Annotated in this window: 11 protein-coding genes; 2 read left to right on the top strand and 9 right to left on the bottom strand. The window is 43.6% G+C overall.

The window, feature by feature from the left end; translation table 11 throughout:
• Positions 1-4 precede the first annotated feature (4 nt).
• From Q4592_RS18810 to Q4592_RS18840, 7 genes are all read right to left on the bottom strand, one after another.
• The gene (locus Q4592_RS18810; protein WP_303516073.1) at positions 5-1,492 is read right to left on the bottom strand and encodes a carboxypeptidase M32; all 1,488 of its coding nucleotides are present in this window, start codon (positions 1,490-1,492) and stop codon (positions 5-7) included.
• A 23-nt stretch (positions 1,493-1,515) separates the two neighbouring features.
• The gene (gene smrA, locus Q4592_RS18815) at positions 1,516-2,091 is read right to left on the bottom strand and encodes a DNA endonuclease SmrA (RefSeq protein WP_303516075.1); all 576 of its coding nucleotides are present in this window, start codon (positions 2,089-2,091) and stop codon (positions 1,516-1,518) included.
• A gap of 72 nt (positions 2,092-2,163) precedes the next feature.
• A complete protein-coding gene (locus Q4592_RS18820) occupies positions 2,164-2,307 on the bottom strand; it encodes a DUF3149 domain-containing protein (protein ID WP_137672653.1) in 144 nt (47 codons plus the stop codon).
• A 68-nt stretch (positions 2,308-2,375) separates the two neighbouring features.
• The gene (locus tag Q4592_RS18825) at positions 2,376-3,251 is read right to left on the bottom strand and encodes a TraB/GumN family protein (RefSeq protein WP_303516079.1); all 876 of its coding nucleotides are present in this window, start codon (positions 3,249-3,251) and stop codon (positions 2,376-2,378) included.
• Positions 3,252-3,314: 63 nt separating this feature from the next.
• The gene (locus Q4592_RS18830; protein WP_303516082.1) at positions 3,315-4,148 is read right to left on the bottom strand and encodes an SDR family oxidoreductase; all 834 of its coding nucleotides are present in this window, start codon (positions 4,146-4,148) and stop codon (positions 3,315-3,317) included.
• Complete coding sequence (locus Q4592_RS18835; protein WP_137672656.1) at positions 4,145-4,813, bottom strand: PilZ domain-containing protein; 669 nt, start codon at positions 4,811-4,813, stop codon at positions 4,145-4,147. Before Q4592_RS18835 ends, Q4592_RS18830 begins: the two co-directional genes overlap by 4 nt.
• Before the next feature lie 224 nt (positions 4,814-5,037).
• Entirely contained in the window at positions 5,038-5,256 is a 219-nt protein-coding gene (locus Q4592_RS18840) for a DUF1127 domain-containing protein (RefSeq protein WP_303516086.1), read from the bottom strand.
• A gap of 94 nt (positions 5,257-5,350) precedes the next feature.
• Here Q4592_RS18840 and Q4592_RS18845 point away from each other — a divergent pair, with 94 nt between their 5' ends.
• Positions 5,351-6,301, top strand: a complete 951-nt coding sequence (locus Q4592_RS18845; protein ID WP_303516088.1) for a LysR substrate-binding domain-containing protein — start codon at positions 5,351-5,353, stop codon at positions 6,299-6,301.
• Between the two features lie 51 nt (positions 6,302-6,352).
• On the opposite strand, the gene Q4592_RS18850 is transcribed toward Q4592_RS18845, so the two are convergent.
• Together Q4592_RS18850 and adhE are read right to left on the bottom strand one after the other, a co-directional pair.
• Positions 6,353-7,075, bottom strand: a complete 723-nt coding sequence (locus Q4592_RS18850) for a DUF3108 domain-containing protein (RefSeq protein WP_137672659.1) — start codon at positions 7,073-7,075, stop codon at positions 6,353-6,355.
• A 124-nt stretch (positions 7,076-7,199) separates the two neighbouring features.
• Positions 7,200-9,872, bottom strand: a complete 2,673-nt coding sequence (gene adhE / locus Q4592_RS18855; RefSeq protein WP_303516092.1) for a bifunctional acetaldehyde-CoA/alcohol dehydrogenase — start codon at positions 9,870-9,872, stop codon at positions 7,200-7,202.
• A gap of 562 nt (positions 9,873-10,434) precedes the next feature.
• Between adhE and Q4592_RS18860 the strand changes: the two genes are divergently transcribed.
• A complete protein-coding gene (locus tag Q4592_RS18860) occupies positions 10,435-12,063 on the top strand; it encodes an ABC transporter substrate-binding protein (protein ID WP_303516095.1) in 1,629 nt (542 codons plus the stop codon).
• The last annotated feature ends 9 nt before the right edge of the window (positions 12,064-12,072 follow it).

A 12,072-nucleotide genomic window follows, 5' to 3' on the forward strand; every position in this document is an offset into this window, starting at 1 on the left:
TCTTCTATAAGTACCTTGTACGAAGATGTTGTTCAAAATACTGGCTATTCAATGTTTCGCCAGTGGCGCGGCGTACCAACTCATCGGTTTCATAAATACTGGCTTGCGACCAAATATGTTGTTGAAGCCAAGCAAAGGCTCCACTGTAATCTCCAGCGGCAATCGCTTGTGGAGTATCTGGTTTTGCTTTTACCAGAGCAGCATGAAACTGCGCCGCATACATTGCCCCAAGTGAATAGGAGGGGAAGTAGCCGATTAAGCCAGCAGGCCAATGTACATCTTGCATACAACCATCTTTAAAGTTCCCCTTGGTGGATAAGCCTAAATATTGCTGCATCTTTTGGTCCCACAGCTCTGGGATATCCGCCACACTAATTTTCTGATTAATTAAGTCTCGCTCTAATTCGTAACGCAACATAACATGAGCAGGGTAGGTGAGCTCATCAGCGTCGACGCGGATGTAACCGGGCTTAACGCTTAAGTAGTGGCGTTTAAGTTCTTCTAATTGCATGGGTTGTTGTTGGCATAAATGCTGATTAACCAAGGGAAGCAACTGCTCTACAAATGGTTGGCTGCGCCCTAGCTGCATTTCAAAAAATAGGCTCTGGCTTTCATGAATACCCATAGAGCGGGCTTGGCCAAGGGGCAAGTCTAGGTAATCTAGCGGTAGGTTTTGCTCGTAACGGGCATGTCCTGTTTCATGTACTACACCCATTAATGAACGGGTAAAGTCTTCTTCTTCGTAACGGGTGGTGATACGAACATCGCTAGGTACGCCGCCACAGAAGGGGTGAGCGCTTACATCTAATCGGCCGCGCTTAAAATCAAATTGCAGTTTTTCCATTACAGCCAAACCAAGTTGCTTTTGTTGCTCGCTAGGAAAAGGCCCATTTAGCTGTAGTGCTGGCCAAGTAGATTGCTTATCAACCACTTGTTGAATTAGTTGCGGTAACCAAGTTTGGATCTCGCCAAATACCGTGTCTAAACGTTGCATTTGCATGCCTGGTTCGTATAAATCCAGCATAGCATCGTAAGGATTCAAACCTGTTTGCTCGGCACGGATCTGTGCTTCTTCTATCGCCAGTTGCATAACGGCTTGCAGGTTTACCTGAAAAGATTTCCAGTCGTTGGCGCCGCGTTGGTCTCGCCAAGCGTGCTCACAATGGGCAGTGGCTAAAGACTTTGCTTTTACTAAGTCTGCTGGCAGTGCAGTATTGTTGCGCCAACTGCGTTCCATTTCTCGTAATGAAGCTTGTTGAATAGGGTTAAGATTTTCTTGTGCAGCCTGGCCTAGCCAATCTTGCATTTCAGGGCGAGTGGCTTTTTCATGAATTAGCACCGCTAGTTCGGCGAGGGCTTCTGCACGCGCTTGATTGCCGCCATCTGGCATCATGGTAGCTTGATCCCAGCCGCATATAGCACTTAAATGTGACAGCTTAGAAAGGTGCTGAAAATGTTGGCTGAGTGCTTGGTAAGCGCTTTGCTTAGACATAGTAATTCCTTGAGTAACCTAGTTTACGCTAGGCGGCGAGCGTGACGCTCACGGTTATCGAGTTTTTGTGACTCGCTTTTTTTCAATAAAACGTAAATAGCGCCTGTGCCACCGTGCATGGTTTGGGCACTATGAATGGCTAATACCGCATCAATTTGTGGTAACCATTGGCTTACGTAACTTTTAAGTAAAGCGGGTGGTTCACTGTTGTGGCCTTTACCAGGAATGATAAGGGCGCTACGAATATTGAGCTCTTGGCACTGCTTAATAAAGCTCACCACCTCGTTACGAGCTTGTTCTAGCCTAAACTTATGTAAATCGAGTTTGGCTTGAATCTCATATTTGCCTAAGCGTAGCTTTTTAAACACACCTTGTTGTAAGCCTGACTTTTTGAATGACACTAAATCGTCAGGATGAAGCAGGGTGACATGCTCGAGGGATAAATAATCTTGAGAAGTGGCGTGATGATGCTCAGCGGCTTGTTGACGCGCTTGCTTGGCCGCATCATTGAGGCTATCAGAACTACTGAGTACCGCATCTTGTTTTAACGGTTTTACGCCAGCAACTTCTTGCTGGAAAAGATCAAATTCATTAGACATAAAAGAACCCCTGAACAACGAAGTCCCTTCTTTATAAAACAGAGCGGGCAGCGGTGCAACCGCTGCGTTTGCTTAATTTTGTGGAGGTTCGCTTTGACGAATTTTTTTCAAGAAGTAATAAGTATAAAAACCCATCAACGCAATTGTAGTGGCAATTACAGTGACAGACATTAATCCAATGCTGTTACCAAACAGTAAATCGAGCCAAAGTTCCATTGCTAACTCTCCTTTCAGGTAAGTAAAGTTAGCTTAATTTAGTCAATGAAATGTCAAATTGATGTGGGTCAATTTGTTAAAGGATCGACTTCACGGATTGCGTAACCCAGCTTTTTAAGGCTGTCTAATAGTCCTTGTTCACCGTATAAATGCATGGCACCTACTACCACAAAACTGGTATTTTCAAGCTGAGTAAGTTGTTTCATCCAGTTGCGATTTCGCTGATAAAGAAGTTTTTCAAGTACCTGCTCAGCCCCTTGTTGAAACATTGGATCGTCGTTGAGTAAGTTAAGTAGCTTGTTGTTCTCGCCGTTATTCCAATGACTGACTAATTGCTTGAATAAATCAGGCACTTGGTCAAAGTCATCGAGGGTTTGCTCCAGTAGCGGAACCTGAATGCTACTTAGGCTACTTAATGCTTCTATTTGATCGGCAAAACTCTCAAGTTCATATACCGGTGTATTACTATGTGCCGCTTGCTTAATAAAGTGCAAATCTAGACCAAGCTCTGGCTGATAACCTAAAGTTTGCATTTGTAGCTGGCTAAGTACCACCGCTACATACCAGGGCTGCATGTTATCGAAAATGTGCGAAGAAAGGCCCAATTCTTGGCTGCGCTTGGCTAAAAGCGTCATGTATTGAGGGCTGATATAGTCACTAAGACTTTTGCCGGCAGGCAGTTGGCTAGCTGCACTCAGCACTTGTTGGTCTTGGCTGCTAATGTTGCTCACGTTGGTTTCAATCACTAAGCGCTGGCTTTGTTGGTAAGCCTCAGTAAATGGCGCAGGTAGTGGATAAAAATCTTCGGTACCAAGATGAATCGATCCAAATAGATAAAGCTGTTGATGGCCTTTAGTTGCTAACCAAAGTGAAGGCTCTGCAGCAATTTGGCTGCTAGAAAAAATAAGTAATAAAGAGCCTAAACGGCTGATCCAAGGTTTCATGGTTAATCCACTCATACAAAGAGAAAACTACTTTAACATGAGAGGCTTAAGCTGCCAGTAGCTTTAGCTTTTTTTAAGAATTGCGTCCAGTATGGCAACCGGCAAAATGCGCCGTAACCAAGCAAACAAATGTGTAGGAAAGGTGACGTAATATCGGGCCTTGGGGTTGTTGGCTTCTAATGCGTGCAATAGCGCTTTGTAAACGGCGCTAGCGGGCAAGGTGAATTGGCTACTTGGCCCTTCTTGCGTTAATCGCTCAAGCGTTTGCTGGTAAGCCTGCTGGTGGCGAGTATTGTTAGCATCGATATGTTGCTCAAAAGCACGTTTGGCATTTTTTCTAAAGTGGCTAGTAATAGGGCCGGGTTCGATAAGTGATAAGTGCAGCGGCGTGTCAGACAGTTCCAAACGCAGCGTATCGGTATATCCTTCTAGGGCAAATTTACTGGCGTTGTAAGCACCACGGTACTTCATGGCCACCAAGCCTAATACTGAGCTGTTTTGAATAATACGCCCACTTTGCTGTTTGAGCATGTGTGCTATGGCCAAACGGCTTAGGTGGTGCCAGCCAAAAAGATTGGTTTGAAACTGCTCACGTAAGGCCTGGGTGGGTAAATCTTCTAACGCCCCTGGCTGGCCATAAGCGCCGTTGTTAAATACAGCATCGAGCTGGCCATTACTAATGTTTAAGGCTTGTTGCCAAGCTGACTCTATAGAGGTATCACTGGCCAAATCTAGCTGCACGCAGTGAAGGCCAGCTTGCTGGAGACGCAGAACATCATCAGCCTTTCGGCAGGAAGCAATAACCTTATAACCGCGTGAATGAAGTTGCTGGGCGCAATACAGACCAATGCCTGAACTACAGCCAGTAATTAAAATGGAACGGGAGGTTTGGCTCAAGCAATACCCTGTATTTTCTTCTCATAGGCTTTATCAACTAATTGCCTATCAATTTGTTCATTTACAATCTCGTAATCTTGAACAAACTGGCAGCCGAGTGCAAATTCATTACGCTCATTCGGAGTATTTTTTATTTGGCAGGTAAGAATTATCGGGTCATCTCGTTTAGGAAAGCGAGTTTGTAACTGAAGGTTCTTATCTTTAAGCACATTGATATTAAACTTGTTAGCCGCACTAGGTACAAACTTACAACCGCGTGAGGAGATGTCTTTTAGTACACCGCGTAATACGTGTTTAGAATCTAGGTGTAAGGTAGCGGGTTGGTAACATTCGTAACGGTCGTATTTACGCAGTGGCATAGACATAACATTTTGCGGATATTGTAAAATCATCCAACGGGCGGGTTCATTAATTAGCGTGACAATTTCAGAGCGGAAGGCAATAAGTTTGCCGTCCCAATGAAACCGTGCATTGACTTCGCAGCCTTCGCTAATAATGTTAATGCCTGAGTTTGCGTCACCGCCATTGAGGCGACAAATAATATAGCTGGTTTGATCAACACCAATCCAATGGCCTTTAAAGTCAGCGGCCTTTTTGAAACGAGTGGTAATGCTTAGGTTAATCCCGCAATTAGGCGGTACTTTGTGAAATTGTACTTGATCCATAAAGAAGAAACGCTAAATCCATTTATTGCTGCCACTAGAGGCGGGCCGCGTGGCTTAATTTCGATGATTCTAGCGGAAAACAATCAAAAAAAACATCTTGTAAAAATATATCTCAGAGCAGATTTTATTTTGTAAAAACTCAATTAGTTTAGGGCTTTAAATAAAACACATTAACATCAACGAATTATAAAGCCCTTGTGATAAATACCTTTGTTTGCGCAGACTTAGTATTTCCAAAATGGTTTTTCCGCTTCGTGCATCGCTTCGGCTCTGCTTACCCCAATGTCTTTAAGTAAGTAGTCTGGAAGTGACGCTAGTTCTCTGCGGCTTTTTCTGCGTAACAGTAAGCGGCTAATGTAGTTTGGCAAGCGTGTAATGCTTAATTTAATTACATCATAAACACTGTGTTGAACGTGACGGTTGGCCTGATTTAAGTAACTCATGATGAACTCCTTTTGTGTTGATGGTTAAAAAGTACGCTAAATTGGGGTAAGCTGACAAACGACTAAAATTGACTTTCGGTTAAGGAAAACTTAAGTGAGTGAGCGTTTGCCACCCTTGCAGGGCTTGTACTATTTTTATCTAGCGGCAGAGACGGGCAGTTTTAAACAAGCTGCCGAAAAGCTGTATGTGAGTGCCGCAGCTATGAGCCAGCAAATTCGCCAGTTAGAAGAGAGAGTTGAGGTACAGTTGTTTGAGCGGCAACATCGTAAGGTAGTGCTAACGCCGGAAGGTGTTACCTTGCATCACTATGCCAAACAAGCTTTTCGTAGCCTGCAGGATGGGGTGCGACAAATTAGCCAAGACCCAGATCCACTCAGCTTATCGTTATCGGTATTGCCATCGTTCGCTCAGCATTGGCTGGTGCCACGGCTTGGTGAGTTTAGCCAGCAGCATCCAGATTTGTCGGTAATGCTTATGCCCAAGAACAGCTTGATTGATTTTCGCCAGGATCGCGTGGATTTATGTGTACGTTATGGCTTGGGTGATTACGAAGGATTGCATTCGGTTAAACTGATGGATGATCATCTTTATCCAGTTTGTCATCCCTTGTATTTAAAGCAGCACCCCATTGAATCGCTCAATAACTTAAGCGAACACACCGTGATAGATGATGCGAGGCCAGATATGAACTGGCAACATTGGCTGCAAGTGGCTGGTTATGAATCAAGTACAGCTAAGGCTAATTTACGTTACCAAGGCGCTCATGTGGTTATTGAGGGGGCGTTAGCGGTGCAAGGAATAGCCTTAGTAAGACATAGCTTGGCATGGAAGTATATTCAGCAAGGTGTGTTAGTAAAGCTAGGAAAGGTAGAAGTGAAGCCGCGTTACAGTTATTACTTGGTTGCACCTAAACCCTATTTTAATCGTGACAAGATAAAGCAGTTTAGCGACTGGATTCAGTTGCAAGCGCATCAGTTTTGGGCAGAAGCAGAGCAGCAGCGTGTTCAAAGTAAAATAGTGAACACGCAGGTGATGAAGTATTAACGGTAGGCTTTAGTTCTTTCGATTTAGTTCTTTCGATTTAGTTCTTCTGATTTAGTTCTTAACGATTTGTTGATCGTCTAAACCTTGAATATCAAGCCGAGTGGCCTCAAGGGTTGCCCAACTTTTACCGTTACGAATAATCTCAGCTTTAACCAGATGGTAATCTAACTCTGGCGCTAGCCATAGCCAAGTGCTGCGGCCTTCTCGTTTCTTTTGTTCAACTTTTAAGGCTTGAAAAGTGCCCAAGTTAGTTTCAACGGTTTCTTCCGCTACCACGGTAAAGCGGTAGTTATCTACCTCGTCAATCACATTGTAGTGATAGTCTAAATCGGTCAGGCCTTTCTTTAAGTCATTCTGTAGTTGTACTGAAAAGCCCGCCGCATCCATTAATTGGTGAACATCTTCTGGTGCTTCAAAATGATGGCGCTCGCCATCAACATCTACAATTAATCCACCCTTTCTATCGGGATGCCCTGTGACCTGAGTAGTAGAAAAAAGGCCGCTTTGCTTCAGCACAAAACCTAAAGTTTGTACGTCTTGTTCATGATAGGTAAAACGCGAGGTATCGTCGTACTTTAAACCGCCAGCGAGGGCAGTGCCAATGCTTTTAATTTGATAGGTATCGTTGCCTAAATCGATAAGTTGACGATAGCCTTTTGCAATAGGGATGCCTTTAAAGTTCGCGCTATATTCAGCCTCAAAGGGCAAAACCTCGGCTAGGCTGGCGGTGCTAATTAACAAAGCTGATAGAGCAATAGCTTTTGAAAGTGACATAACAATAACCCCAGAATATCTTTAAATGAGTATAGCTGCCCGATATGACAAAGCGTAAGGCGAATTTTAAAGTAAAAAAAAGGCCCCGTAAACGGGGCCTTATAGTTCAGGACTTAGTTAGCAATTAAGCTTTCGCTTTAGTTGCTTTCTTAGCCGCTGGTTTTTTAGCTTTTTGAGACTCAGCTTCAGCACTGTCTGCTGCTTCGGTGTATGGACGACCGTAGTATGAATCAAGTAGTACTTGCTTCAATTCGCTGATTAATGGGTAACGTGGGTTTGCACCAGTACATTGGTCATCAAACGCGTCAACCGCTAGTTCATCAACTTTCGCTAAGAAGTCAGCTTCGTTCACACCAGCTGCTTGAATTGATAGTGGAATATCAAGCGCCACTTTCATTTCATCTAACCATGTTAACAATGCGTTAATCTTGTCTTCAGTGTTACCTGCAGTGAAGCCTAAGTGTGCCGCAACTTCAGCATAACGAGCACGCGCTTTAGGGCGATCGTACTGCGAGAATGCAGTTTGTTTAGTTGGGTTGTTAGTTGCATTGTAACGAATGGTGTTCGAAATCAACAACGCATTTGCTAAACCGTGTGGTACGTGGAACTCAGCACCTAGTTTGTGCGCCATTGAGTGACACACACCCAAGAAGGCATTCGCAAAAGACATACCAGCGATAGTTGCAGCATTGTGAACTTTCTCACGAGCAACTGGGTCTGTTTTACCGTTTGCGTAAGAGCTAGGTAGGTATTCTTTCAGTAATTTAAGTGCTTGTAGTGCATGTCCGTCAGAGTACTCGTTGGCTAGTACAGAAACGTAAGCTTCCATAGCGTGAGTAATCGCATCGTAACCACCAAAGGCACATAAAGACTTAGGCATATCCATTACTAAGTTAGCGTCAACTACTGCCATGTTAGGCGTTAGTTCGTAATCAGCTAATGGGTATTTTTGACCGGTTGAATCGTCAGTTACAACGGCGAACGGTGTTACTTCAGAACCAGTACCAGAAGTAGTAGTAATACATACTAGTTCTGCTTTAGAACCCATTTTAGGGAACTTGTAAATACGTTTACGGATATCCATAAAGCGCATTGATAGGTCTTCGAAATCAGTTTCTGGGTGCTCGTACATTACCCACATGATTTTCGCAGCGTCCATTGGTGAACCACCACCAACAGCTAGAATAACGTCAGGCTGGTAGCTATGACATGCTGCAGCGCCGGCTTTTACTACTGTTAATGTAGGGTCAGCTTCAACTTCGTGGAATACTTCAACTTCCATGCCTTTCTCTTTAAGGATAGAGCGAAGGTCGTCGATGTAACCATTGTTGAATAAGAAACGGTCAGTCACGATAAGTGCGCGTTTCTTGCCATCTAGATCGTCCATAGCGATTGGTAATGAACCACGACGGAAGTAGATAGATTTAGGAAGTTTATGCCACAACATATTCTCAGCTCGCTTCGCTACAATTTTCTTGTTGATTAAGTGTTTTGGACCCACGTTTTCAGAAATCGCGTTACCACCCCAAGAACCACAACCTAGCGTTAATGAAGGCGCTAATTCGAAGTTGTAAAGGTCACCAATACCACCGTGTGAAGAAGGTGTATTCACAAGAATACGTGCAGTCTTCATTTTGTCACCGAAGTAAGCAATACGATCAGCGTTAGCATCTTGGTCGGTGTAAAGTACAGATGTGTGACCAACACCACCGATGTCTAATACGATACCCGCTTGGCGAACAGCATCTTCAAAGTCTTTCGCTTTGAACACACCTAGCGTTGGAGATAGTTTCTCATGAGCAAACTCATCATCGTAAGACGCTTCTAAGCCTTCACCGATTAAGATTTTGGTTGCTTTAGGTACTGTTACGCCCGCTAGCTCAGCAATTTTGTATGCTGGTTGGCCAACGATTTTAGCGTTAAGCGCGCCATTGATAAGCAGTACTTTACGTACTTTATCTGCGTCAGCCTTGTTAAGCACAGCTGCGCCGTATTTAGCGAAACGCGCCATAACTTCGTCGTACTTAGATTCAACGATGATAGCCGCTTGCTCAGAAGCACAGATTACGCCGTTATCAAAAGTCTTAGACATTAAGATAGAAGAAACAGCACGTTTAACGTCAGCAGTTTCGTCGATAACAACAGGTGTGTTACCCGCGCCAACACCAATTGCAGGCTTACCTGAAGAGTAAGCAGCTTTAACCATGCCTGGACCACCAGTTGCAAGGATAAGAGAGATGTCATCGTGCTTCATTAATGCGTTCGACAATTCAACTGAAGGAGTATCAATCCAACCGATGATATCTTTTGGAGCACCCGCTGCAATTGCTGCATCTAACACAAGCTTAGCAGCGAAGTTAGTTGAGTTTTTAGCACGTGGGTGCGGAGAGAAGATACAACCGTTACGCGTTTTCAAGCTGATTAAAGCTTTGAAAATGGCTGTAGACGTTGGGTTAGTCGTTGGTACGATTGCACACACAATACCCACTGGCTCAGCGATAGTAATTGTGCCGCCTTCGTCGTTGCGGTCGATAACGCCACAAGTTGGTTCGTCTTTATATTTGTTGTAGATGAACTCAGAAGCGAAGTGGTTCTTGATCACTTTGTCTTCCATAATGCCCATGCCAGACTCTTCAGCCGCCATACGAGCTAGTTCAATACGTGCTGTAGAAGCAGCGAGTGACGCAGCGCGGAAAATCTTGTCCACTTGTTCTTGGTCAAAAGATGCAAATTCAGCTTGCGCTGCCTTTACTCGAGCAACCATTGCGTTTAACTCATCAATATTACCTACAGGCATCCTGTTCTCCTCATTTAAACTAAAACTAATTAGTAAACCGATACTGTCTAATTCGAATCTGAAAATCGTAGACCGTTATGTCGCTTTAGTGGTTTAGTAATTAACTTTCACCAGCGATTATAATAGCCCTTTAGTGGTACCACTTGATCCAGATCATGTGTTGCTAAGTTACAAATGTAAAAAAATCACTAAATAATTACAGTGATATTTAGCGATTGGTGTAATTTTTGAACATTTATTGTAATTTTAACCATATTCTTTTGTAATACAAAAGGGTGATGGTTCTAAGTAAAGGTGATTTTTACTGATCATTAACAATAATTGTTAGAGGTTAGCTTAACGTAGTGCTTTAACAATAAAAAACTATTTATTTGCGAGAATAATAGGGATGAATGGGCTGTAAAAGGTAACTTATTATTTGTCGTTTTTGTTATTCGAGTGTAGCATCTGGCGTGTATGAGCTTTTTATTAGAATATTGTACTGATTTAATATTCATGTAAAGTGAATGGAAATATCACAGAAGGCTAAAATATAGCTCACTGTGTCAATATGGAGATGAAAATGAAAACTGCTAAAACCCTCGCGGCTAGCCTCGTTAGCGCCGCAATACTAAGTACCTTCACTACCGCTACTTTTGCTGCAGATGTTCCCGCTGGCGTTAAACTTGCGCCGGTACAAGAATTAGTCCGTGGTAACGGTACTGAACCTGCTTCTTTGGACCCTCATAAAACCGAAGGTGTTCCTGAATCAAACGTGATTCGAGAGCTTCTTGAAGGGCTAGTAAACCAAGACGGCGATGGCAATTTAGTGCCTGGAGTAGCAGAGTCATGGGAAACTAAAGACAACAAAACCTTCGTTTTTCACCTACGTAAAGACGCAAAATGGTCAAATGGCGACGCATTAACGGCTCATGATTTTGAATATAGTTTCAAACGCGCTGTAGACCCTAAAACAGCCGCTCCTTACTCTTGGTATTTAGAAATGACTACCATGGTAAACGCAGCAGAGATTATTGATGGCAAAAAACCAGCCTCTGAATTAGCGGTTACCGCCCTAGATGATTACACCCTCGAAATTAAACTTGAGCAAGCGCTACCATATTTTGTAGCAATGACTTCTCACACCACCTTGAAGCCAGTTCACCGCGCTACGGTAGAAAAGTTTGGTGACAAGTGGACGCTACCGGCAAACTTCGTGGGTAATGGCGCTTATAAAGTGAGCGAGTGGGTGGTTAACGAAAAAATCGTAATGGCTCGTAACGAAAACTACTGGGATAACGACAGTACCGTTATTAACAAAGTAACGTACCTGCCAATCGAAAACCAAGTCACCGATATGAACCGCTTTTTAGCCGGTGAAATTGATATGACTTACGAAATGGCCAATGAGCACTTTAAGCGCATGCAAAAAGAGCAGCCAGATTCGTTAAAAGTAACGCCTTACTTATGTTCTTACTACTACGGCTTTAACAACAAAAAAGCCCCGTTTGACGATGTTCGAGTGCGCAAAGCTTTGTCTTACGCCATTGATCGTGACGCAGTCGCTAAATTCATTGTAGGTAAAGGTGAATTGCCAGCTTACAATTTTGCTCACCAAAAAGTGGCTGGCTTACAAGTTGATACGCCAGATTACGCAACCTGGACACAAAAAGAGCGTAACGCTAAAGCAGCGGCGTTACTGGCCGAGCTAGGTTACGGTAAAGACAAGCCTTTAGAGTTTACTTTGTTGTATAACACCAGTGAGAATCACAAGAAAATTGCTATTGCGGTAGCGTCTATGTGGAAGAAAACGTTGGGTGTTAAAGTTAACCTTGAAAACCAAGAGTGGAAAACTTTCCTAGATAACCGCCGTAACGGTAACTACGATGTTACTCGCGCGGGTTGGTGTGGTGATTACAACGAAGCGTCTACCTTCCTTTCGTTAATGCAAAGCAACAACGGTAACAACGACCAATTCTACAATAGCCCTGCTTACGATGGCTTCATGAATGGTGCGATGGCTGCAGTAGACGATGCCGTTCGCAGTGATAACTACCGTCAAGCGGAAGCGCAACTTGCTCAAGATATGCCGCTTGCACCTATCTACCACTATGTAAATGCGCGTTTGGTTAAACCAACAGTGGGTGGTTACCCAATGAATAACGCGGAAGATAAAATTTACACCAAAGATCTATACATCATCGCTAAATAATTGATGTTT

It is taken from the genome of Agarivorans sp. 1_MG-2023, assembly GCF_030548385.1.
GTDB lineage: Bacteria > Pseudomonadota > Gammaproteobacteria > Enterobacterales > Celerinatantimonadaceae > Agarivorans.